This window comes from Pseudomonas synxantha BG33R, assembly GCF_000263715.2.
In the GTDB taxonomy this organism is placed as follows: Bacteria; Pseudomonadota; Gammaproteobacteria; order Pseudomonadales; family Pseudomonadaceae; genus Aquipseudomonas; species Aquipseudomonas synxantha_A.
Window position 1 is genome coordinate 863,164 of the sequence record NZ_CM001514.1, and the last position, 22,848, is coordinate 886,011.

Annotated in this window: 28 protein-coding genes and 1 tRNA gene; 11 read left to right on the forward strand and 18 right to left on the reverse strand. The window is 57.5% G+C overall.

Going from position 1 to position 22,848, the window contains the following annotated elements:
- Window positions 1–2: 2 nt before the first annotated feature.
- Genes PSEBG33_RS23230 through sctU form a run of 11 tightly spaced genes read left to right on the forward strand, consistent with a single transcriptional unit; the run spans window position 3 to window position 10,119 of the window.
- Complete coding sequence (locus tag PSEBG33_RS23230) at window positions 3–1,067, forward strand: TyeA family type III secretion system gatekeeper subunit (protein WP_005784566.1); 1,065 nt, start codon at window positions 3–5, stop codon at window positions 1,065–1,067.
- On the forward strand, window positions 1,064–3,157 hold the full coding sequence (gene sctV / locus PSEBG33_RS23225) for a type III secretion system export apparatus subunit SctV (RefSeq protein WP_005784568.1): 2,094 nt from the start codon (window positions 1,064–1,066) through the stop codon (window positions 3,155–3,157). Before PSEBG33_RS23230 ends, sctV begins: the two co-directional genes overlap by 4 nt.
- Before the next feature lie 37 nt (window positions 3,158–3,194).
- On the forward strand, window positions 3,195–4,100 hold the full coding sequence (locus tag PSEBG33_RS23220; RefSeq protein WP_005784569.1) for an FHA domain-containing protein: 906 nt from the start codon (window positions 3,195–3,197) through the stop codon (window positions 4,098–4,100).
- Window positions 4,097–5,455: a FliI/YscN family ATPase gene (locus PSEBG33_RS23215; protein WP_005784571.1), complete on the forward strand. Its 1,359-nt coding sequence runs from the start codon at window positions 4,097–4,099 to the stop codon at window positions 5,453–5,455. The genes PSEBG33_RS23220 and PSEBG33_RS23215 overlap by 4 nt, the downstream gene beginning before the upstream one ends.
- Complete coding sequence (gene sctO / locus PSEBG33_RS23210) at window positions 5,442–5,870, forward strand: type III secretion system stalk subunit SctO (RefSeq protein WP_005784574.1); 429 nt, start codon at window positions 5,442–5,444, stop codon at window positions 5,868–5,870. The genes PSEBG33_RS23215 and sctO overlap by 14 nt, the downstream gene beginning before the upstream one ends.
- Entirely contained in the window at window positions 5,867–6,322 is a 456-nt protein-coding gene (locus PSEBG33_RS23205) for a type III secretion system HrpP C-terminal domain-containing protein (protein ID WP_005784576.1), read from the forward strand. The genes sctO and PSEBG33_RS23205 overlap by 4 nt, the downstream gene beginning before the upstream one ends.
- Window positions 6,319–7,332 carry a FliM/FliN family flagellar motor switch protein gene (locus tag PSEBG33_RS23200; RefSeq protein WP_005784578.1) on the forward strand — a complete coding sequence of 338 codons (1,014 nt, stop codon included), beginning with the start codon at window positions 6,319–6,321 and terminating at the stop codon, window positions 7,330–7,332. The genes PSEBG33_RS23205 and PSEBG33_RS23200 overlap by 4 nt, the downstream gene beginning before the upstream one ends.
- A complete protein-coding gene (sctR, locus tag PSEBG33_RS23195) occupies window positions 7,329–7,982 on the forward strand; it encodes a type III secretion system export apparatus subunit SctR (protein ID WP_005784580.1) in 654 nt (217 codons plus the stop codon). Before PSEBG33_RS23200 ends, sctR begins: the two co-directional genes overlap by 4 nt.
- Window positions 7,983–7,989: 7 nt before the next feature.
- Entirely contained in the window at window positions 7,990–8,253 is a 264-nt protein-coding gene (sctS, locus tag PSEBG33_RS23190; protein WP_005784582.1) for a type III secretion system export apparatus subunit SctS, read from the forward strand.
- A 10-nt stretch (window positions 8,254–8,263) separates the two neighbouring features.
- Window positions 8,264–9,052: a type III secretion system export apparatus subunit SctT gene (sctT, locus tag PSEBG33_RS23185; protein WP_005784584.1), complete on the forward strand. Its 789-nt coding sequence runs from the start codon at window positions 8,264–8,266 to the stop codon at window positions 9,050–9,052.
- Complete coding sequence (gene sctU, locus PSEBG33_RS23180; RefSeq protein ID WP_005784586.1) at window positions 9,049–10,119, forward strand: type III secretion system export apparatus subunit SctU; 1,071 nt, start codon at window positions 9,049–9,051, stop codon at window positions 10,117–10,119. The genes sctT and sctU overlap by 4 nt, the downstream gene beginning before the upstream one ends.
- Here sctU and PSEBG33_RS23175 read toward each other — a convergent pair whose 3' ends face one another.
- From PSEBG33_RS23175 to lolB, 18 genes are all read right to left on the reverse strand, one after another.
- The gene (locus tag PSEBG33_RS23175; RefSeq protein WP_005784588.1) at window positions 10,120–10,485 is read right to left on the reverse strand and encodes a hypothetical protein; all 366 of its coding nucleotides are present in this window, start codon (window positions 10,483–10,485) and stop codon (window positions 10,120–10,122) included.
- Complete coding sequence (gene hrpT, locus PSEBG33_RS29655) at window positions 10,482–10,685, reverse strand: HrpT family type III secretion system protein (RefSeq protein WP_005784590.1); 204 nt, start codon at window positions 10,683–10,685, stop codon at window positions 10,482–10,484. Before hrpT ends, PSEBG33_RS23175 begins: the two co-directional genes overlap by 4 nt.
- Window positions 10,682–12,808: a type III secretion system outer membrane ring subunit SctC gene (gene sctC / locus PSEBG33_RS23170; RefSeq protein ID WP_005784592.1), complete on the reverse strand. Its 2,127-nt coding sequence runs from the start codon at window positions 12,806–12,808 to the stop codon at window positions 10,682–10,684. The genes hrpT and sctC overlap by 4 nt, the downstream gene beginning before the upstream one ends.
- Before the next feature lie 14 nt (window positions 12,809–12,822).
- Window positions 12,823–13,215: a hypothetical protein gene (locus PSEBG33_RS23165; protein ID WP_005784594.1), complete on the reverse strand. Its 393-nt coding sequence runs from the start codon at window positions 13,213–13,215 to the stop codon at window positions 12,823–12,825.
- On the reverse strand, window positions 13,216–13,431 hold the full coding sequence (locus tag PSEBG33_RS23160; RefSeq protein ID WP_005784596.1) for a hypothetical protein: 216 nt from the start codon (window positions 13,429–13,431) through the stop codon (window positions 13,216–13,218).
- Window positions 13,432–13,519: 88 nt separating this feature from the next.
- A complete protein-coding gene (sctL, locus tag PSEBG33_RS23155; protein ID WP_005784597.1) occupies window positions 13,520–14,113 on the reverse strand; it encodes a type III secretion system stator protein SctL in 594 nt (197 codons plus the stop codon).
- Window positions 14,091–14,672, reverse strand: a complete 582-nt coding sequence (locus PSEBG33_RS23150; RefSeq protein ID WP_232289404.1) for a type III secretion protein — start codon at window positions 14,670–14,672, stop codon at window positions 14,091–14,093. The genes sctL and PSEBG33_RS23150 overlap by 23 nt, the downstream gene beginning before the upstream one ends.
- Before the next feature lie 13 nt (window positions 14,673–14,685).
- Window positions 14,686–15,486: a type III secretion system inner membrane ring lipoprotein SctJ gene (gene sctJ / locus PSEBG33_RS23145; protein WP_005784601.1), complete on the reverse strand. Its 801-nt coding sequence runs from the start codon at window positions 15,484–15,486 to the stop codon at window positions 14,686–14,688.
- A gap of 2 nt (window positions 15,487–15,488) precedes the next feature.
- Entirely contained in the window at window positions 15,489–15,860 is a 372-nt protein-coding gene (locus PSEBG33_RS23140) for a hypothetical protein (RefSeq protein ID WP_032803245.1), read from the reverse strand.
- A gap of 118 nt (window positions 15,861–15,978) precedes the next feature.
- Entirely contained in the window at window positions 15,979–16,176 is a 198-nt protein-coding gene (locus PSEBG33_RS28410) for a hypothetical protein (RefSeq protein WP_005784604.1), read from the reverse strand.
- A 241-nt stretch (window positions 16,177–16,417) separates the two neighbouring features.
- Entirely contained in the window at window positions 16,418–17,341 is a 924-nt protein-coding gene (locus tag PSEBG33_RS23135) for a sigma-54-dependent Fis family transcriptional regulator (protein WP_005784606.1), read from the reverse strand.
- A gap of 321 nt (window positions 17,342–17,662) precedes the next feature.
- The gene (gene ychF / locus PSEBG33_RS23130; protein WP_005784608.1) at window positions 17,663–18,763 is read right to left on the reverse strand and encodes a redox-regulated ATPase YchF; all 1,101 of its coding nucleotides are present in this window, start codon (window positions 18,761–18,763) and stop codon (window positions 17,663–17,665) included.
- Window positions 18,764–18,785: 22 nt separating this feature from the next.
- Entirely contained in the window at window positions 18,786–19,370 is a 585-nt protein-coding gene (pth, locus tag PSEBG33_RS23125; RefSeq protein WP_005784610.1) for an aminoacyl-tRNA hydrolase, read from the reverse strand.
- A gap of 167 nt (window positions 19,371–19,537) precedes the next feature.
- On the reverse strand, window positions 19,538–20,143 hold the full coding sequence (locus tag PSEBG33_RS23120; RefSeq protein ID WP_005784612.1) for a 50S ribosomal protein L25/general stress protein Ctc: 606 nt from the start codon (window positions 20,141–20,143) through the stop codon (window positions 19,538–19,540).
- A 138-nt stretch (window positions 20,144–20,281) separates the two neighbouring features.
- Complete coding sequence (locus PSEBG33_RS23115) at window positions 20,282–21,223, reverse strand: ribose-phosphate pyrophosphokinase (protein ID WP_003208392.1); 942 nt, start codon at window positions 21,221–21,223, stop codon at window positions 20,282–20,284.
- A gap of 46 nt (window positions 21,224–21,269) precedes the next feature.
- Window positions 21,270–21,344, reverse strand: a tRNA-Gln gene (locus PSEBG33_RS23110).
- Between the two features lie 36 nt (window positions 21,345–21,380).
- Window positions 21,381–22,229, reverse strand: a complete 849-nt coding sequence (gene ispE, locus PSEBG33_RS23105; protein WP_005784613.1) for a 4-(cytidine 5'-diphospho)-2-C-methyl-D-erythritol kinase — start codon at window positions 22,227–22,229, stop codon at window positions 21,381–21,383.
- 1 nt (window position 22,230) lies between these two features.
- Window positions 22,231–22,848 carry a lipoprotein insertase outer membrane protein LolB gene (lolB, locus tag PSEBG33_RS23100; protein WP_005784614.1) on the reverse strand — a complete coding sequence of 206 codons (618 nt, stop codon included), beginning with the start codon at window positions 22,846–22,848 and terminating at the stop codon, window positions 22,231–22,233.

The window sequence follows — 22,848 nt, forward strand, 5'->3', positions numbered from 1 at the left end:
CCATGAAAGTCGAATCGCGCAACGATGTGCCAACGGTCCAACGCCTGGATCAACCTGTTATCAGCAATACTGCCGTGCCTGCGCCTGCGAAGGGTGTTGATGAACTGGCCCAACTGTTCACTCAGGAAGTAGAGCTCAATAAACTTCCGCTGGCCCAGCGGCAGATGGGCCCGCGCGTGCCTGCTGCGGAACAACTGGTGCAGCTTTATGACCAGTTGGGGCATCCGGCCCAGGCGAGCATGGCCTCGGTTTCTCGCCGCATCAGGATGCAGTTACTGCAAAACGCCAGCGTCGACAAATTGCTCGACCTCACAGGCGGCGACCCGGCGCGTGCGTTCGTGGTCCTCAAGCACGTGGCAAGCCAGGCGGACACTGAGCTGCGTAAATCCGAGGCTGCCTTGGCCCGCGCAGCCATTGCCAAATTCGAGGCGCGTTTCAAAGGAGAAATCCAGGCTGGCCTGAACATTGCCGTCGCTTTGCAAGCAACCGGCGCAGACCCGCAGGAACGCCAGGCGCTCCGCGCGCTCTACTATGCCAGCGTGGTCACGCGCCAATCGCTGGCGACCATGATGCAAGCCCTGCTGGGCGTATACGGCGGCGAGCGCTTCTATGAAGGGCTCAATGTGATGCGTAAAGCCTTGGCAGACGATATCGCGGCCCGGGTGTCATCGATGCCCACCCCACTGTTGCGTTCTTTGCTGCTGGGCCTGCGAAGTTGTGGGCAGTTGGGCACCGTATTGGCCGATTGCCTGGCGTTCAACCTGCGACTGGGCATTGATCAGGACGCCGTTTCCCTGCTGCAGCGCCTGCTTGGATACGCCGACAGCGGCGTTGCCGCCGAGGAAATCCTGCGGTTGGGGAATGAGATGGGGAGTGGTTCGCCCTCCAGGCAACTGGCCGCTCTCAACGCGCTTTACCCTCTTATCCGGCAGTTGCCGTTGGCCTTATGGTCTGACAGTAGAGTCCGTGAGGAAACCTTGTTCAGGTTTGTAGCGGTGATGGACGAGCTGAACCGGATCGACGGTGGTACCCAGCGTTTTCCTGAGTTGGCCGGGGTTATGACGTGACCCTGCTGTCGACCATCAACGGCTTGCTGCTCAAAGTGGCACAGCGCGCAGAAGTGCTGGGCGCCGTGGTGGTCATGGCCATTGTTTTTATCTTTATCGTGCCACTGCCGACCTGGCTGGTAGATATTCTGATTGCGCTCAATATCTGCATATCTTGCCTGTTGATCGTACTGGCGCTTTATCTACCAGGCCCTCTGGCGTTCTCATCGTTCCCATCGATCCTGTTGCTGACCACCATGTTTCGTTTGGCGCTGTCGATTGCGACCACGCGCTTGATCCTGCTGGAACAGGATGCCGGTGACATCGTCGAGGCCTTCGGCAATTTCGTGGTGGGGGGAAACCTGGCGGTAGGGATGGTGATCTTTCTGATCCTGACCCTGGTCAACTTCCTGGTGATCACCAAAGGCTCGGAGCGGGTCGCCGAGGTGGCGGCGCGGTTCAGCCTGGATGCGATGCCGGGCAAACAGATGTCTATCGATAGCGATCTGCGTGCAGGGCTGATTGACGGCATGCAGGCGAGGGACAAGCGTGAGCAGTTGTCGCGTGAGAGCCAGCTGTTTGGGGCCATGGATGGGGCGATGAAGTTCGTCAAGGGCGACGCTATCGCCGGCTTGATCATCGTCGTGGTCAACCTGTTGGGCGGCTTCTCCACAGGAATGTTCCAGCACGGCTTGAGCGCAGGCGATTCGATGGCGTTGTATTCGGTACTGACGATCGGCGATGGCCTGATTGCACAGATTCCGGCGCTGCTGATCTCTTTGACTGCGGGCATGATCATCACCCGTGTTGCGCCGGATGGACGCAAAGGCGTCAGTAACATGGGCGTCGAAATTGCCCGGCAAATGACCAGCGAGCCCAAGAGTTGGATAATTGCCTCGGTGGGAATGCTTGCGTTTGCCGCGGTCCCAGGTATGCCTACCCTGGTATTTATCCTGATCGCGCTGATCACCGGCAGCGTGGGTTACTACCTGGTGCGCCAGCGTCAACACCAGTCAGGGCCTTCCAACGAGGCCGCCGAAGTCGTTCGCCCTGAAGAGAACGGTAAAGAGGACTTGCGCGGCTTTGACCCGTCGCGCCCTTACCTGTTGCAGTTTTCCCCTGTTCTGCGTGGCACGCCTGAAGTGACGAATCTGATTCACGGGATTCGCCAGGCGCGAAATTCGCTGGTCGCCAATATTGGCCTGACATTGCCGCCGTTCGAAGTCGAGCTCGATGACTCCCTGGCCCCTGATGAGATGCGCTTTTGTGTGCATGAAGTCCCCATGGTCAGGGCGTCAGTGGTCAATCATGTGGCCGTTGAGCGCATGGCGTTTGAGGTTGAGCCAGAGCACGCCATCGCCGGGTTGGCTGAGCGCGATGAACAGGATTGGCTCTGGTTGGCCCCTGACGATACGCTGCTTGATGATCCGCAACTGGAGCGCTTCACCGCCACGAGCCTGATCCTGGAGCGTATGAGGAAGGCGATGATGCTCAGCGGGCCACAGTTCCTGGGGATTCAGGAGAGCAAGTCGATCCTGAGTTGGCTTGAGCATAATCAGCCGGAACTGGTGCAGGAACTGCAGCGCATCATGCCGCTGTCGCGTTTTTCTGCGGTGTTGCAGCGCCTGGCCAGTGAAGGTGTCCCGCTGCGGGCGGTGCGGCTGATTGTCGAATCGCTGATCGAGTACGGACAGCATGAGCGTGAGCCGGAAGCCCTGGCCGACTATGCACGCATTGCTCTCAAGGCGCAGATCTATCACCAGTACAGCGAAGCCGACGGCCTGCACGCCTGGCTGTTGTCTGCGCAAAGCGAAAACATCCTGCGCGAAGCCCTGCGCCAGACCCAGACCGGGGTGTTCTTTGCGTTGGACCAGGATCACAGCGCGGCGTTTATCAACCTGCTCAATCAGGCCTTTACCTTGAGGGCCAAGAGCAAGAGCGTGATGTTGGTGGCGCAGGACTTGCGCAGCCCCTTGCGGACTTTATTGCTCGAAGAGTTCAACCATGTACCGGTGCTGTCTTTCGCTGAGTTGGGGAGCACATCCAAGGTCAAGGTGTTGGGGCGCATTGACCTCGGTCAGGAAGCATTGATGCGTGGCGCAGCGGCATGATTTCGCAGCCATGGACAGTACGAAGGAGGGCTCGATGATGTATGAGTTACGCGTGCTTGATGGGCTGCGCCAGGGCGCTGCGTTGCCGTTGTTCGGCGAGCGATGGAGCATCGGTGCCCAGCCGGACGCTGACCTGGTGCTGAGCGATCCTGGGGTCGCCGAGCATCATGCCCTGCTGCAGTTTTGCGACGCTAACTGGTCGGTGCAGGCCCAGGCGCAGCTGGTGTACGGGGCTGATGGCCAGGCCTTGGCGCAGATCCCGAGCCTGGCGTTGAACGCGCCCTTTCTGGTGGGCAGCGTGAGATTGTGCGTCGCCTTGGCAGATCATCCATGGCCTGGGCCTGAACCTGAGGCCCCGGTATCTGCAGCATTGCCATCACCGGAACAACCTGTGCAGACACTGCCGTTATCGTCCATCTCACCCTCGCAGCAAAAGCGGTTGATCAGCCTGATGCTGGTGGTGGCGGTAGTCATCGCAGTGGTGGGCATGGTTTCAACCGGGGAACATGACGCGCAGGCTTCGCTGATGCCATCGGTGATTGGCAAACAAGAGTTGGCTTCACCGTTTGATGTGCGTCAGCAGTTGTTGAAAATGCTCGGCGAGCGTGAGCTGAGCCAACGGATCGACTTGCAAGTCATCAACGGTCAAGTCGTGCTAAACGGCGATGTTTCCCAGGACGACGTGGAGCTGGTGTCGCGGATGCTCAGCCGCTTTGGTGAGCAATTCGACAGTATGGTGCCGGTGATCAGTCGTGTACGTGTGCGAGATGACGCCTTGCCGTTCAGGATCGTGCAAATAGTCGGCGGACCTAACGGCCATGTGGTTCTGGAAGAGGGTAGCCGGCTCTTTTTGGGGGATCAGGTGGACGGCTTGCGCCTGGTGCTGATCGACAACAGCAAAGTGGTTTTTGATGGCGCACAGCGTTACGAGGTGCACTGGTGAGTACCTCCGAGCAAGCGCGTCTGGACGCCTGGCAGCAACGCCAGGCCCAGGCGCTTGGCAGCTTTGCGCCGGTGTCCATGCGCGGGCGAATCCAGCGCGTCAACGGTATGCTGCTGCAGTGCCGGCTGCCTCAGGCGCGTATCGGTGACTTGTGCCAGGTGGAAAAAGGTCCGGGTGACTGCATGCTCGCTGAAATCATCGGTTTTGATCAGCAGGATGCGGTGCTCAGTGCCCTTGGGAACCTGGAAGGCGTGCGCGTGGGGGCGCCGGTCGAGCGCCTGGGCGTGTCGCATAGGGTGCAAGTCAGCGAGGCGCTCCTGGGCCAGGTTCTGGATGGTTTCGGAAGGCCGATTACGGGCCAGGGTGCCAGCGCATTTGTCGAATCCGAACTGCCGGATACCAGCCCGGTGTTATGTGAAGCGCCCTTGCCCACCGAGCGGCCGCGTATCAACCGTGCGCTGGCCACCGGGGTGCGGTCCATCGATGGATTGATGACGCTCGGTGAAGGCCAGCGTGTCGGTCTGTTCGCCGGGGCCGGTTGTGGCAAAACCACCTTGTTGGCCGAGATCGCCCGTAACGTCGAATGCGATGTCATCGTGTTCGGCTTGATCGGCGAGCGGGGGCGCGAGCTGCGTGAGTTTCTCGACCATGAGCTCGATGAGCAACTGCGCTCCAAAGCGGTACTGGTGTGTGCCACGTCTGATCGCTCCAGCATGGAGCGTGCCCGCGCCGCTTTTACCGCCACGGCACTGGCTGAAGGTTTTCGGCGCAAGGGCCAGCGGGTGTTGCTGCTGATTGATTCCCTGACCCGTTTCGCCAGGGCCCAGCGTGAAATCGGCCTGGCTGCCGGCGAACCCCTGGGGCGCGGAGGCCTGCCGCCTTCGGTGTACAGCTTGCTCCCGCGCTTGGTGGAGCGCGCCGGGTTGACCCGTGACGGCGTGATCACAGCGATCTACACAGTGCTGATTGAGCAGGACTCCATGAACGACCCGGTGGCCGATGAAGTACGTTCATTGCTCGACGGCCACATCGTGCTGTCGCGCAAATTGGCTGAGCGTGGGCACTATCCGGCGGTGGATGTGTTGGCGAGCCTTTCACGAATATTGAGCAACGTTGCGGCGCCAGAGGATATTCAGGCGGGCACGGCGTTGCGACGGTTGTTATCGGCGTACCAGCAGATCGAGTTGATGCTCAAGCTGGGCGAGTACCAGCCTGGCAGCGATGCGTTGACGGACCTGGCCGTGAACAGTCGCCAGGCGGTGGACGGTTTCCTGCGCCAGGATTTGCGTGAGCCGACACCGATGGCCGTCACGCTGGAGCAACTCAAGGAGCTGACGACCTATGTCCCCTTCTGATGTGCTGCACGATGAAGTGCAGATGCTGCGTTGCCTGCGCAGGCACAGGGCCGATCGTGCCGAACGTGCCCTGCGTGAGGCCAAGCGTGCGCAGCAGGCCCTGCTCGCGCATATCCAGCAGGCCCAGGATGCACTTGAACACGCTCGGCAGGAGCAAGCCCGGCAAAGTGCTGAGTTGCTCAGTCAGCACCAGGGCCAGCTCTTGACCTTGGCGGGCCTGAAATCCTGGAACGCACAGGAGCGCTCCTTATCCGCCAGTACCCAGCGCGAAGAGGGGCAGCTTGAGGCGCTGCGCAACCAACGGCAAGAAAAGGAACACCACGTTGGCAGTGCCCAGAGGCAAGCCACCGAATGCCTGCGACAGGTGGAAAAGTTACAGGAGCTATCACTTTTGCTTGCACAGGAGCCGACATGACCCAGGTTGCGAATAAACCCACTGAACGCCCCCCCCTGCGTGAGCGCGAAGAGCGTGAGTCAGGAGCGGCGGGCGTGGTTGCGTGGGAACAAGGGCGACTGTTTGCGCGTTTGTTTGCGGGTGATGGGGAGGGCGCCGGGACGAGCGCCTCCTTGTCGCGAAAAAAATCTGCGGCCGGTATTGCCATGATCGAGGCGCTGGCCGAACAACTGACGCCTCGTGTGTTGGCCGGTTCGCAGTGGCCGTTGCAGGCAGTGTTGTACTTGCCACGCCTGGGGCGGATCAACGCCAGCGTGCGCCGAGAGCAGAGCGGCTGGGCCATTGGACTGGAAGCGGAACACGACGCCACGGCCCGCTGGCTCAGCGGCGTACGGCAACAGTGTGAGGACCGTTTTACGCAAGCGCTGGGGCTGCCGGTCAGCCTTCTTTTGCCAAGCGTCGGCAACCCATGATCGTACCGCTACTGACATTACCTTCGATCCAGAGTGACGGGGTTACCGCACGCCGCCAGCTGGGTCGCGGCCTGTACCTGCCGTTCCATGTTGCGGGTCAGGCCGGTGAGTTGCGGCTTGAGCCTGGGCGTGCGCCTGTTGGCGGTGACGTGGTGTGCTTCGACACGCAGTGCGGTGTGCTGGCGCTCGCCAAGGCGGGGCCGTTGCTTAGCCTGCTGGGCGAATGTCCGGTGACCCTTGCAGGGGTCGACAACGAACCGGATTCCTGGTTCTGGACGTTGTTTCAGTATTACCTGAGCCCCGAAGTGCGAGCGCTGTTGGGTTATGTGCGATTGCTACACACCGGGCGACCAAAGGGCTTTGGCTGTCGCCTCACCGTGACCCTGGGGGCATCGTGGGTTGAGGGTTATGTGTGGTTGAGCAGCGAAAGCTTTTTGGCTTTGTACGAGGCGGGGGCCTGGCGGGCCACGGCTGCGCCGCTGCCGTTGTCGTTTCAACTGGCAATTGCCGTGACCCTTGGGCGGTTGCGGTTACCGATTGTACAGGCCGGCAGTCTGCGAGCCGGCGATGTGCTGCTGCTTGAACAGACCTTTTTCCAGGCCCGGGGCAGCGGTTATGTGTCGGTCGGCAGAGAGCGCCTGCATGGCGGCATTGACGATGACACCGGGTGGTTACGTTTCACTCTTACTTCTATCGAGGACGTGTCTGTGGACGAAGATTTAGATGTACCTCATCACTCGGGGCATGAAGACGATGAACCCGTAATGGACGTATTCGGCCCCGAGCCGTTCGATGAATTGAGCATGACGCTGAGCGTACGCTGCGGAACACTGAACCTGACCCTGGGGGAGTTGCGTAACCTCGTGCCCGGCTCGGTACTGGGCATTACCGGCTTTGCCCCAGGCATGGCGGGTCTGTTTTATGGCGATCGGCCCATCGGCCAGGGGCAGTTGGTGGAAGTTGACGGACGCCTGGGGTTGCAGTTGTCCCGAGTGGTGTTCGGTCGATGATACTTCAAGGGCTGGACCCGATCGTCCTGGCGATATTTCTGGGCGCGCTGTCGTTGATGCCCATGCTGTTGGTGGTCTGCACAGCCTTCTTGAAAATCGTGATTGTGCTGATGATTACCCGCAATGCCATCGGCGTACAGCAGGTACCTCCGAGCATGGCCATCAACGGAATCGCTCTGGCGGCCACCTTGTTCATCATGGCGCCGGTGGGGTACGAAATCGCCGAGAATATCAAGGCGTCGCCTCTGGACATGAGCAACGTGCAAACGTTTCTGCATACCGGCAATGAGGCCATCAACCCCTTGCGTGCATTCATGCTGCGTAATGTGGACGCGGATGTGCTGACCCATCTACTGGACAATACCGCACGTCTGTGGCCTGCGAAAATGGCTCAGGAGGTACAGCGTGAGGATCTTATCCTGCTGATCCCGGCCTTTGTGCTTTCGCAATTGCAGGCGGGGTTCGAGATCGGGTTCTTGATCTATATCCCCTTCATCGTGATCGACCTTATTGTTTCCAACCTGTTGCTGGCGCTGGGTATGCAGATGGTCTCGCCGATGACCATTTCCCTGCCGCTCAAGCTGCTGCTGTTCGTGCTGGTGTCTGGCTGGTCGCGGTTGCTCGACAGCCTGTTCCTTTCCTATCTCTGAGTGGCGTATGGAACCTATCGTGCTGTTCAAGCAGGGCATGTTGCTGGTGGTTGTACTGTCTGCACCGCCGCTGATCGTGGCGGTGGTGGTGGGGGTGCTGACCTCTTTGGTACAAGCGCTGATGCAGATCCAGGACCAGACATTACCCTTTGGTATCAAACTAGTGGCGGTGGGTATCACCCTGATCCTCACGGGCCGCTGGATTGGCGTGGAGTTGATCCAGCTGATCAACCTGACGTTTGAAATGATCGGCCGTTCGGCCCTGAACTAAGGCGTTGCCTGTGCTGCTTTATCTTGAGTATCTCCCCAGCCTGTTGATCGGCATGGCGCGTATCTACCCCTGTGGCATCCTGGTGGCGGCGTTTTGTTTTCAACATGTGCGCGGCCTGCCCCGGCACACCATCGTGATGGTCATGGCGTTGTTGCCCGCTCCGGGTATTCATGCTGCTTTGGCGGGGCAGGACTATTCAGCATTGATGCTCGGTGCGCTGATGCTCAAGGAGGTAGCGTTGGGGTTGCTGCTGGGGGTGTTGTTGGCGATGCCGTTCTGGATGTTCGAGTCGGTGGGAGCGCTGCTGGACAACCAGCGTGGAGCCTTGGCCGGTGGCCAACTCAACCCGTCACTGGGGCCGGACGCGACGCCGATCGGGCACATGTTCAAGCAACTGGCGATTTACTTGCTGATGGCCATCCTGGGGTTGGGCGCACTCACCCAGGTGATCTGGGACAGTTACCTGATCTGGCCACCCACCGTGTGGTTTCCGCTTCCAGCAGCTAATGCCATGAGCGTATTTGTCGGGCTGCTCAGTGACACATTCATGCACATGATGCTTTATGCCGCGCCCTTTATTGCCGTGTTGTTGCTGTTGGAGTTCGGTATCGCGTTGCTGGGGGTCTACAGCCAGCAATTGCAAGTGAGTACCTTGGCGCCGCCGGTCAAATGCCTGGCGGGAATCGGTATTTTGTTGCTGTACTTCGCGCTGTTACAGGATCTTATTGTCGGGCGTATGAGCCAGCTGGGTGACCTTAAGCACTACCTGGGGCTTTTGTTCAAGGTCTCGGCGCCGTGAGTGATTCGGGTGAAAAAAAGCACCCGGCGTCCGCCAAGAAACTGCGTGACCAACGTAAGAAAGGTCAGGTTGCGCAGAGCCAGGATGTGAGCAAGCTGCTGGCGCTGACGGCTATCAGTGAGGTCGCCTTGTTCACTGCCGAAACCAGCTTGCAGCGCTTTCAGCAACTGCTGGTGTTGCCGATTTCACGCTTGGGCCAGCCGTTTGCGCGGGTGCTGGAAGAAGTGCTGGTGGAGGGCCTGGTGATGTTTTTTTCGTTCTCTCTGTTGATGGCCGGGCTTGCGATTGCCGCGAAGCTGATTGCCAGTTGGATGCAGTTCGGCCTGCTGTTCGCGCCGGATACGCTGAAGATGGATTTCAATCGCCTCAACCCTATCAGCCAGATCAAGCAGATGTTCTCTGCCCAGTCGTTAATGAATCTGCTGATGAGCATCGCCAAGGCGTTCTTGCTGGGCCTGATTGTGTACGTGGTGGTCTGGCCCGCGTTGGGGGCGTTGATCAACCTTGCCAACAGCGACCTGCAGAGTTATCTGCTGGCGCTGATCGCGTTGTTCCGTCACCTGCTGCATGCCTGCCTGGGGCTGTTGCTGGTGTTGGCGCTGATCGATCTGACTTTGCAAAAGCACTTCTTCGCCAAGCGTATGCGCATGACACAGGTTGAGGTCGTCAAAGAATACAAGGACATGGAGGGCGACCCCCATGTGAAAGGCCAGCGCCGCCAGTTGGCGCATGAATTGGCGCAAGAGGAGCCGAAGGTCAAGCTGCCCAAGCTGGAAGAAGCCGACATGTTGGTGGTCAACCCTACGCACTTTGCAGTCGCGCTGTACTACCGCCCAGGCGAGACACCTTTGCCCCTGCTGATCAGCAAGGGCACGCGCGCAAAGGTCGCCGAGGTCCCGGTGATTCAATGTGTGTGGCTGGCCCGCACGATCCATACCAAGCAGCTGGGTGCAAGCATTCCCCGCGAGACCTTGCAGGCCGTAGCGTTGATCTACCGCACCTTGCGCGAGCTGGATGACGAAGCCAAGCGCGAAACGCTGGAACTGCCTGAGCTTGATCAGCGCTGATCAGCGACTGGAGCCTGGGTCCAGTGCGCTGAGATTGGCCAGTGAGAGCATCCTGCTGAGGAGCCTGCCCGGATTGCAGTGAGAGGCGGGCAGTGCGTGCCAGATCACCAAGGCACCCTGGGTATCGAGATAGATAAAACAGCCATCAAACACGTGCGGCTGCTCAAAGCGGCGCTGCAATACGCGTTGTAATTGCCCGGCCTGCAACGCTTCGCGAGCGACATGCAAGGCCAGCCCAGGGCGATTACCCGCGTTGAGCGCGCGCACCTCGATGCCGCAAGTGAGAACCTGGTGGGTGGCAGCGCCGCTCACCAGGTTCTCCAGAAATACCTGGCGTGGTTCGTCGGGTATTTCCTTGATGCTCATCGTTCCAGCGATATCGTCTGGTAATCCGCTCGCTCCCCGGAAGGGCCGGGCTCGACGCGCATGTGAGATGGCCACCAGATCACCATCTTTTGTGCGGTCGATTGCGGGCGTGAGCAGGAGTCGCCTTGGCACGTGGGGGTGCATGCGCTGACAAGCAGCGCCGCACCGATCAGAGTGACGCACAACAATTGATGTTTCATGGGCGGACCTTTTGAGAGGGCGTAATCAAGGTGGGGCGCGGTACGCTGAGATGTTCATCCTTCACCACCGGACGCATGGCAATAAATACCTCGGCTTCCTCTCCCGGTTTCAACCAGGCGTGTGGCCACACGGTGACGGCAAGCGTTTGCGAGTTGCTGCATTCTTTTTCATCGATGCGCACATTGCGGTTGAACTGGTTGCGTAGTACTACGACTGCAACGTTGTACTCAGGGCCTGCATACCATTGGCTGCGCTCGGTACTCAGTGCGAGCAGGTCGCGGGTACTGCACAGCGTGTTCAACCCCAGGGGCATTGGCGCCAACTTGAAGGCCTTGGGCACTTGCCCAGTCGCCAGGTGCGCCAGGGTGCTGATCACGTCGCTACGCTTGATCACCGGCTGGTGAGGGGCGTTACGCCTGGCCAGCGGTGTCAGCGCCGCCTGCAGTTGGGCCTGATCTGCCTGGGGCAAATAGCGAGACGGATCGGCCTGGTCGCCGATGACGCGCGGCGTGATGATAAACAGGCGTTCACGCCGATTGTTCTGCCTTTCGCTGGAAGAGAACAGCGCTTTGCCCAGCAGCGGGATATCGCCCAGCAGCGGCACCTTGTTTTGCCTGTCGGTGCTTTCCGTGACGTGAAAGCCACCTACAACCATAGAGCGCTTTTCCGCCATGACGGCCTGGGTGCTGACGTTACCGCGGCGAACATCAAGGTCCCTGAGGCTACGGTTGGGGTTGGATTCGTCGAACGTGCCGTCCTCGATATCCACGACCAGATGTATCTGATGGCTTCCCCTGCTGGTGATGACGCGGGGCACGACCTGGACGCTGGTACCGACAGTGACTGGCAAGATGGTGGCGTTTTCACGTCCGGGCGTCAGGTATTGAGTGCGGTTGAAGTCGATCACCGCCGGCTGGTTTTCCAGGGTGAGCACGGACGGGTTGGAAACCATAGTCGCCAGCCCCTTGGCTTCCAGGGCGCGTATGTCGGCATAGAAACGTTCGCGATTCTCAAGCGACAACTGTTGGGATGACGAACCTGCACGGAACCGGCTGTTCTGAAACCCCCAGTTCACGCCGAACTCATCCAACTGCGTACGCTCGATATCCAGAATGATCGTGTCGATCTCCACCAGTTTGCGCGCCACATCGAGTTGAGCGATCAACTCGCGGTACATGGCCTGGCGCTCTGGCAGGTCATAGATCAGGACTGCGTTATTGCGAATGTCGGCTTCGACGCGAATCCGGCTGCTGGGTATCGGTGCACGCGGGGGGAGTGTGGCGCCAATATCCAATGGCATGGTGTTGCTGTTTGTACCGAGTATCTGCCCCAGCATGGGGTTGCTCAAGCGGGCAACATTCGGCGCAATAGGCGCGGGCTGTGAGGAAGGGCGCTGGCTCAGCACCGAGGAGATCGGATTTGAACGGGGCTCCAGCAGCCCTTGCACAATGCTGGAAACACCGGCAATGGTCAGCTTCTGGCCGCGGTAATCCACTTGACGATCAGCGGCGTTGGCGAACTTCAGCGGGAAGCTCAGCACCGTCTGTTTTTCATCCACGGTGCGGCGTTGGCTGCTGAACTGCTTGATTTGTTCGATATAGCGCCGAGGTCCGGAGACCAGCACGACGCCATCCTCGGGCAACTCACCCCAGCCGAAGCGACTATCGAGCAGGCCAATATCAGTGAGCGCCTGCTTGAGGTCGGCAATGGTCTCAGAAGAAACCTCCAGGCGCGCGGACTCCTGCTGGTCCAGGGTGCTGATGTAGAGTGTGTTGTTGTACAGGTACCATTGGAAGCGATGTTCTACTCCCAGCCGGTCGAGCAAGGATTGTGGGGTATTGGCGCGTATCTTGCCGTTGACGGTGCCCTCCAGCAGGCCCTCGATTTGCAGTTGCGTACCGAAGGTTTGGGCGAAGTCGTCGAGCACGTCCCGAACTGGCTTATGCTCGGCTTCATAAGCGTAGGCGGTGTTCTTCCATTCGGCGGGGATCGCCGCTAACGCGCTTTGGGTTGAAACCAGCAGCCAGGAAAACAGGAATACATTCCGCCAATGGGCTCTTTTGAATGAAGCATCAGGCGAGTCAAGGCACAAGCGGCCGCCCTTATGGGTCTTGTTAGGCATAGACAGTTCTCTGATTAGTACGAGCGTGAACGTAGCGGGGTGGGTTTGAGGTTTTGGGCTGGACGAACAAGACGCGCAACGATGGCGCGCCACGTGTCGCGTTGGTTCAGCAGGGTCTCGAGGCAATCCAGTACGTGGGTTTCACCACGGTCGGTGCGCAGACGTTGAATCAGCCATAGCGCACCTGTGTCAGCTTTTTGAGCCAAGGCACCCTGGAAATGGTTCAAGCTGGCCGCACCCAGGCGCAGCCAGTCTTGCAAGGCTGAGTTATCTGTCACCGCTGAGGTCAGTTGAACACCCAATAAAACGGCGTCGCCCTGACGTCGCAAGGTGACTTCGTCGTCACCTTCAAATAGGGCGATTTTTTCCTCCCTGCCGCTCAACCAGTCGCCCACGAGCGCTTTCATTTACTGAAAACTTTCAATGGTTGTTTTGAGCATCTGATTGACCGTTTTACCGTGCTCACTATAAAGCGCAAAGGTAACCTCCCTGCGCGTTACTAAGTTGTGAAACAACTCGCTGTCTTCGGCCATCAGGCTTTCTTCAAAACCGGACTTGAACTCCTTGTATGTAGATGTTTTATTTCTGGCAATCGAGTGAGTCAGCTCTTTGAAAAAATCCATGGTTTCTCTCTGATAGCTATATTGAAGGGCGAATTTAAACAGTCAGTTCTAAGGGGTGAATATAAATAAAGTCTCTGTGCTCGTAGGATTAGATCTCGATCGAGTACTCTTTGCCCTGGTTGAAAAAAGTGTCGAGCATGGCATTCCAGCTGATACGGAAGTCCCCCTCATCTGTTTTCAATACGAGTGTTTGAGGATGAACCGTGTCGTCGGCGTTTAACTTCCAGAATCTGCTCTTGTGACGGGCAAGGCCCTGTCTTATCTCCTCAAGATCATGGGGATGACAGAGCAACGTCGCACTGACTTCCTGAACTTGGCTATCCAGCAATTGTTTCAACAGCGCTGCGAGCCGTTGCGGGGCAGTTGTTTCGTCGAGCAGGCAGCGAATGGCCTGGTTGGTGATGGCGGTCGCGTAGTGTTCAAGGTTGTCGCACATCGATTGACGGTCGCGTTCCCATTGCTTGAGCTGAGCGTCGGCGCGTTGCCAGATTTCCAGTGAGGCTTGTTCAAGCATGGCCTCGCATTTTTTTTCGGCCATACGTATCAATTCGTCGGCCTGGGCATTGGCGTGGCTCAAGAGATGGTGGGCCTGTTCCCAATTGGCTAGCTCTTCGCGCGGGATAAGGTTGGCGCGCGTGCCGGATGCGTCCTTGCGTAACTCAATAGTATGTCGGCATAACATCGCTGCTTTCCTCATCCTTGCGAGACAGGGGCATGTTGTCGCTCGCCATGCTTGCGACGCGCCAGACGACGGCCTGCCAGAGGGTGTTCAATCGGCTGCTCGCACTTTCGAGTGGGGCGTCTGCTGTTTCAGCCTCGCTCACACGTGTACGTGGGAAACGCAATCGAAGGCGCTGCCAGGTAGCGGGCTCAACCCAGCTATGAAGTAGTCGCAGCGGATCGGAATGTGGGGGCAGCATGGAAGGGTGCAGCGCCATGGAGAGGCGCATGCACCACTCATGATGATCTTCACTCAAGGGTGATGCTGCCTGGGGATTGAACGTGTGGTTAGCCAATGCGAGCGCCAGGTTGAGTTGGTCCGTGGAGGCCAGGGCCAACCGAAGCACAGTGGCATGTGGTGCAGCCGGCAAGCAGGCGACAAAACCCGTAAGGTCCTCTGGCGCTGACCGACCGCGATAAAAAAGCCTTTCAATCGCACGATACTTGTCGCCTTTCCAGTCTTCGTGGGCCTGCTTCCAGGGAAAAGCCCACCATTGAGCCCAGGCCAGTTGCTCACGCATCAGATGATCGGGTCTAGGTGCCATGCGTTGGCCCCGTTGAGTTTCCTGTAAGCGCTGGCTCCAGATGAGGACGTTTGCGCCGCGCTTGCAGGAAGATCATGGCTGCCACGGCCGAAGCCAGACCGAGCAGCAAGATCATGATGCTGGCTCGCCAGAATCCGAGATCGTCGCCGGGCACCAGGAAGGGGCCGAAATACACCAGGCGTTGTTGTTCCTGATAAGTGGAGGCTGGTACAAACACCACGGTGAGTTTTTGCGGGTTATCCACTGCGGTGGTCATCCCCGGGATACTGCTCGCCACCATTCTGCGGACCCGGGCGCGGATGTTGTCGGGGTCCAGGCGTGGATCATGCTTGATGAATACGGAAGCGGATGCGGGCTGGACCGGTTCTCCCGGCGCTATGCGTTCAGGCAATACCACATGCACACGTGCGACGATGACGCCGTCGATCTTGGATAACGTGGTTTCAAGCTCTTGAGACAAGGCATAGATGTAGCGGGCACGCTCTTCCAGGGGGGTGGAAATTACCCCTTCCTTGCGAAAGGTATCCCCCATAGTGGTCCGGGCGAGCCGGGGAAGGCCGGCGGCTTCCAAGGTACGTACGGCGCGCCCGATGTCGCTTGTATTAACCGTTACGACGACCCCGTCTTTGGCCGGTACCTTTTGCGCGCGAATATGTTTATCAGCCAATTCGGCTACAACCTCATTGGCTTCTTGTTCGGACAGTTGGCGATGCAGTTCTACCCGGTCACCACATCCGCTCAATATAAAAGTCATACTCAAAACTAAAGCGACAAGCAGAGAGTTATTCATGCTCAAGACTGCATGTTGCTGATCTTGTCAATGCACTGCGTTGTCTTGGCAAGACATTTCACCATCAGCTGTGTTGTCAGTTGTGCGTTATGTAACTCGCGCGGGTAATTTCCGATGGCCTCAACATCGATTCCTTTTTTGGTGGAGCGGATTATTTTTGCGAAGCCATCTCTTGAGTTGCTGAGGTGCTTTGATGCCTCTGTCAAAAGGAGTGAGACTTCAGGCTTGGCAGAAATTGTGCTTATGGGATGGGAGCCTTCGAACAGTGACGTGAAAAAACTGACGTCCGTACCGCCTGCCGATTGTTCCGGTGGCGTACGGTCGTGTTCGGTATTGCTGCTTTTCTGTGAAAAGCGGTCGTTTACTATTTGCATGGAGTGTCTACTCATTCAGGGTGGACAGCGGCTCTAGAGCACTAAAATGCTCTGTCGGGCTGGTTGGATGATTACCTTTCGGGCTGGAAAGCCTGAAAGGTAATCGATCACCTCGTAATTATTGACCTGAGCCCGACCGGATCAATGCTTGAATATTTTTTACTTCAGCACTCTTCCAGCCATTTTTTATTGCATCAGCCTTCATTTTCTCGAAGATAGCTTCGGCTGAGCCCTCGGTCGCGCCTCCAGCCCCAAGCATATTCCCTGAAGATGTCTGCGTTACAGAGCTCGAACCAATTCCTGCACCAATATTCATATAAAAATCCTACTATGGTTTTTTTGGGTCTTTATCTTTCCATCGGTCAAATCACGGCAACGTCTACGTGTTACAGAGATTTGCTCCTGGCAACGACTGTGTGGCCCGTATAAGTAATGCGTTCCAGATGTTTCCATGTGGCGATGTTACTAAATGTTTTCTCGGACGGTTGTTTGATTGGATCTCTGGCAATACAGGATTTTTATGGCCTGCTTGTTAGCTGTAAGAGCAACAATTGAGCTTATGCCAGTGATATATTCAATTGTTTCATCCTGTAATACAGCGTGCGCTTAGCGACCCCCAACTCAATTGCTACGGTATCTACACAGTGGTGGTGGCGGTACATGGATTCTTCGATCAATGCTTTTTCAATCTGTTGAAGGCGTGTCTTCAGGTCCGTCTGCGGCGGTTGCTGTCTGCATACGGGAGTTGAGAGCGGCGGGAGGCCCAAGACGAACCGTTTCGCCGTCGAACGTAGTTCGCGCACATTACCCAGCCAGGAGTGACAGAGCAGTTGATGCAGCAGGCTGTCAGGAGCCGATGGGGCACTGCATTTGAACTGCTCCGCTTCTTCCTGAACCATTTCCAGAAACAACGGGATGATGCGTTCGCGCCGATCTCGCAGGGCGGGGAGTTCGATGTTGACCACATTCAAACGAAAGTAGAGGTCACGCCTGAAGGCGCCTTGTTCGACCATGATTTGTAGCGACTGCTGGGCTGATGCGATGACGCGCATGTCCACGGAGATCAACCGAGTCGAGCCCAGGCGTTCCACCCCACGGCACTCCAGCACGCGCAGGAGCTTGGCTTGCAGGTTCAGGGGCATGCTGTCGATCTCATCCAGGTACAAGGTACCCAAGTGGGCAGCTTCGACGAATCCAGCCCTTGATTGTATTGCCCCGGTATAAGCCCCGCTGTTGACACCGAACAACTGGCTTTCCGCGAGGCTTTCTGGAATGGCCGCACAGTTCACGGCAACAAAATTACCGCGTCGCCCCGATAAACGATGAATCCGCTGTGCAAGAGTGTCTTTTCCGGTGCCGGTTTCTCCCAGCAACAGAATGTCAACGTTGAGCGCGGCAGTGTTGTTAAGCGTGGTTTCAATTTCCGGACCTTCGATGAGTGAAACGTCTGTTTTATTATCCTTCTGGACGTAGGTCGACATGAATTGATACTCCCTGTTCGCTATTACTTCACTGTTGCAAATACGGTGTGCAAGCGCCATTTCAGTAGAACGTAGATTATAAAAGTTGTCACTCGGTGTAGAGAGGTTTAAGCGGAGGAGTGATGTAGGAAAATGATGGTAAGTTAACGTTTGTTGGTTGCAGGAATAAGTGCGGAGTTAATCGGTCGATTGGTAAGTAGGAATATTCTGAGAGTCTGTTTTTTTTGGATATAAGTCTTTTATCATAAGCGCTCGCCCACAAAAAAGCCGATGCAATGCATCGGCTTTTTCTGGTCCCGCAGTCAATACCGCGGATGGTACTTACACGTTAAAACGGAAGTGCATTACATCGCCATCCTTGACGACGTATTCCTTGCCTTCCAGGCGCCATTTACCGGCTTCCTTGGTACCGGCTTCACCCTTGTACTGAATGAAGTCGTTGTAGGCGATCACTTCGGCGCGGATGAAGCCCTTTTCGAAGTCGGTGTGGATCACGCCGGCAGCTTGTGGCGCGGTAGCGCCAACCTTGACGGTCCAGGCGCGAACTTCTTCGACACCGGCGGTGAAGTAGGTCTGCAGGTTGAGCATCTCGTAGCCGGCGCGGATCACACGGTTCAGGCCAGGCTCTTCAAGGCCCAGGGCCTCAAGAAACATATCTTTTTCTTCGCCGTCATCGAGCTCGGCGATTTCAGCTTCGATCTTGTTGCATACCGGAACAACAATGGCGCCTTCTTCCTCGGCAATGGCCTTGACCACGTCGAGCAGCGGGTTGTTCTCGAAGCCGTCTTCGGCGACGTTGGCGATGTACATCACAGGCTTGGTGGTCAGCAGGTGGAAGCCCTTGATCACAGCCTTCTCATCGGTGCCCATGCTCTTCATCAGGCTGCGTGCCGGCTTGCCTTCGGTGAAGTGAGCGATCAACTGCTCCAGCAGGCCTTTCTGGACCACTGCGTCCTTGTCTCCGCCTTTGGCGTTACGCGCGACTTTCTGCAGTTGCTTTTCGCAGCTGTCGAGGTCGGCGAAGATCAGTTCCAGGTCAATGATTTCGATGTCGCGCTTGGGGTCGACGCTGTTGGAAACGTGGATCACGTTCTCGTCTTCAAAGCAGCGGACCACATGGGCAATGGCATCGGTTTCACGGATGTTGGCCAAGAACTTGTTGCCCAGGCCTTCACCTTTGGATGCGCCAGCGACCAGACCCGCGATGTCGACGAATTCCATGGTGGTCGGCAGGATGCGCTTGGGGTTGACGATCGCCGCCAGTGCCTCCAGGCGTGGGTCCGGCATCGGCACGATGCCGCTGTTGGGTTCGATGGTGCAGAAGGGGAAGTTCTCCGCCGCAATACCGGACTTGGTCAGGGCGTTGAACAGGGTGGATTTGCCGACGTTGGGCAGGCCGACGATGCCGCAATTGAATCCCATGGTGTTTCCCCTCGGGTAAAAGTCAGGCCTTCTGGCTGTGCAGGTTTTTCATCGCGCGGTTCCATTCACCGGCGAAGATATCCGGCAGCACGCCGAGGGCAAAATCGATGCTGGCATCGAGTTTTTCCTGTTCGGCGCGTGGCGCACGACCCAGGACGAAATTTGAAACCATACTGGCAACGCCTGGGTGGCCAATGCCGAGCCGCAGACGGTAAAAGGTATTCTGATTGCCCAGCTGCGCGATGATGTCGCGCAGGCCATTGTGCCCGCCGTGTCCGCCGCCTTGCTTGAGCTTGGCAACGCCGGGTGGCAGGTCCAGTTCGTCATGGGCCACCAGGATTTCTTCGGGTTTGATCCGGAAGAAGCCCGCGAGCGCCGCGACAGCCTGGCCGCTGCGGTTCATGTAGGTGGTGGGAATCAGTAGACGAATATCCTGACCCTGGTGCGAAAAGCGCCCGGTCAGGCCGAAATATTTGCGATCGGCCACAAGGTTGATGCCTTGGGCGTGGGCGATGCGCTCAACAAAAAGGGCCCCCGCGTTATGCCGGGTCTGTTCGTATTCGGCGCCTGGATTTCCCAGGCCAACGATCAGTTTAATGGCAGTCACGACAGGGGCCCTTCCTTTGGAGTTGTGGATAACATCGCTACACCAGCGTGCGGCGAAAGTGGACGACAGGAGCTCACTTATCCAGAGATAAACTTCGCGTTGTTGCCCGCTTTCTCGCTACGTTTCGGTCCGCGATGTTCCCTCAAGCTCCTTCGTTGCAGAGTGTATTACTCGGCAGCGGTTTCGCCGGCTTCATCTTCTGCTACAACACGTGGCGCGTGGACGTTGGCAACAGCCTTGTCGTCGTTGTGAGCCAGTGCAACGAACTCAACGCCTTTAGGGGCCTTGAGGTCGGACAGGTGGATGATGGTGCCGATTTCAGCAGCCGACAGGTCGACTTCGATGAACTCAGGCAGGTCTTTCGGCAGGCAGCTTACTTCCAGCTCGGTAGTGGTGTGAGAAACAACGCCACCTTTCTTGACTGGAGCTTCTTCGCCAACAAAGTGCACAGGTACGATAGCGGTCAGTTTCTGACCGGCTACAACGCGTACGAAGTCAGCGTGCAGTACGTGGCCCTTGGAAGGGTGGCGCTGCAGGGCCTTGATGATAACGTTCTGCTTTTTGCCGCCAACGTTCAGTTCGATAACGTGGCTGTAGGCAGCGTCGTTTTCGAGAAGTTTGGCAACTTCTTTGGCCAGCATGCTGATGGATTCAGGGGCTTTGTCGCCACCGTAAACTACAGCTGGAACCAGGCTTGCGAGACGACGCAGGCGGCGGCTCGCACCTTTCCCCAGGTCGGAACGCACTTCAGCATTCAGAGTAAAATCGTTCATGTTGTATCTCCAAAATAACCACATTCGCCCCAGCGTTTGCGACCAGCGCTAAAGGCGATATGGGCAAAAAAGCCCCGCCCCAACAGTATGTTGGGGCGGGGCGCTTTTCGTCAGTGAGGTGCTCCGAAGGTTTGACCCTTAACGGAACATCGCGCTGATCGATTCTTCATTGCTGATGCGGCGAACCGCTTCGGCAACTACCGGTGCGATATCCAGTTGACGGATACGCGAACAGGCTTGAGCAGCAGCGGACAACGGGATGGTGTTAGTCACCACCAGTTCGTCCAGCATGGAGTTCTCGATGTTCTCGATCGCTCGGCCCGACAGCACAGGGTGTGTGCAGTAGGCGAAGACTTTTGCAGCACCGTGCTCTTTCAGGGCTTTCGCCGCGTGGCACAGGGTGCCGGCGGTGTCGACCATGTCATCAACCAGAATACAGGTACGCCCTTCGACATCACCGATGATATGCATCACTTCAGAGTGATTGGCTTTTTCACGGCGTTTATCGATGATCCCGAGGTCCACGCCCAGGGATTTGGCAACGGCCCGTGCACGCACGACGCCACCAATGTCCGGGGACACGATCATCAGGTTTTCAAAGCGCTGGTCTTCGATGTCATCCACCAGAACGGGGGAGCCGTAGATGTTATCTACCGGAATATCGAAGAACCCCTGGATTTGGTCAGCGTGCAGGTCAACCGTGAGAACACGGTCGATGCCTACCACGGTCAGCATGTCAGCAACGACTTTCGCGCTGATAGCCACACGTGCGGAACGCGGACGGCGATCCTGACGGGCATAACCAAAGTAAGGGATTACAGCTGTGATTCGAGTCGCTGAGGAGCGGCGGAAGGCATCAGCCATCACGACGAGTTCCATCAGGTTATCGTTGGTCGGAGCGCAGGTCGGCTGAATAATGAAGACGTCTTTACCGCGGACATTTTCATTGATCTCGGCTGTAATTTCGCCGTCGGAAAACTTACCGACAGAGATGTCACCGAGAGGGATATGCAGCTGACGTACGACACGTCGAGCCAGATCGGGGTTGGCATTCCCCGTAAAGACCATCATCTTGGACACGCGCAGTACCTAGAGGCTGAGGGTAACCTGGATGAGTATTAGAAAATGGCAGGGGCGGCTGGATTCGAACCAACGCATGGCAGGATCAAAACCTGCTGCCTTACCGCTTGGCGACGCCCCTGTATCTGTTGCAACGAGTGCCTAACACTCGATTCCTTTAGAGCAGACTTTGCAGCTTGCGATGCAACATCGAAACGTTGCTTCCCTTTGCTACAAACCCTGTAAGGGTCTCTGTAAGAAGGGCCGAGACTTTATCAGCTTCAGCTTTGCTTGGGAAGCCCCCAAACACACAACTTCCAGTTCCGGTTAATTTTGCTTCGGTAAATTTACCTAACAAATTCAAAGCGTTACGTACCTCTGGATAACGCCTTGCTACAACCGGTAAGCAGTCATTTCGACTGTTTCCCTTGGGAACGGGGCGCACTTTAATGGGAGAAGAGTTACGTGTCAACAACGGATCTGAAAAAATTTCTGCTGTACTTACAGATACTTGCGGCACAAGCACGACATACCAGGGTTCTTCGGGTTCTACAGGGGTAAGTTTCTCCCCTACGCCCTCAGCAAACGCGGCGTGGCCACGCACGAAAACCGGGACGTCCGCGCCCAGCGCCAGGCCCAGCGCAGCCAGGCGATCGTGGTCCCAGCCCAGTTGCCACAAGTGGTTCAGCCCCAGCAACGTCGTTGCAGCATTCGAACTCCCACCCCCGATGCCACCGCCCATGGGCAGGATTTTGTCGATCCAGATATCTATCCCGAGCCGGCAGCCGGATTGTTGCTGAAGTTTTTTCGCCGCCTTCACGATCAGATTGCTGTCGTGGGGCACGCCTTCGAATTCGGTGTGCAGCTGGATCACGCCATCGTCGCGTACGGCGAAGGTCAGCTCATCGCCATAGTCGAGGAACTGAAAGAGGGTCTGCAGCTCGTGATAGCCATCTTCACGGCGACCAAGAATATGCAGCATCAGATTGAGTTTCGCAGGCGAGGGCAGGGTCAGGCGTTCTGTCACGTTATTGCCCCAACTTGCGCGGTTGCCAGTCCTTGATCACCAACGTGACATCAAGGTCGGTGCCGTGCAGCTTGATGCGCTCGGGCAGCCAATAGCCGTTCTGTTGCACGTAGCTCAGGTACTCCACCTGCCAGCCGTCCTGCTCCAGGGAGGCAAGGCGACTGTCGCCATTGAGGCTCAGGCGACTTTTGCTCTCGGGCGCTGGAAGACCGCGCACCCACCAGACCAAATGCGAGACAGGCAGCTTCCAGCCGATCTGCTGCTCCAGCAGTTCCTCCGGGGAGGTCGCTTCATAGCGGCCCTGGTTGGCCACTTCCAGGCTCACTTGCCCCGGCCGGCCCGTCAGGCGAGCCGCCCCCCGGCCCAGCGGGCCCGAGAGGCGAATGTCGTAATAATCCTGGCGTTGCAGCCAGAACAGGGTGCCGCTGCCGGAATCTTTCGGCGCGCGAACCCCGACCTTGCCCTCGATCTGCCAGCCGTCGATGCTGCTGAGCTGATCCTTGTGTTGTTGCCATTGCGCCGGGTTGCCCTGGCCTTCAACGGATTCACGGGTGCCTACGCCCGCGCAACCGGCGAGCAGGGCGATAAAACTGAAGACGATAATGTGGCGAAAGAACAT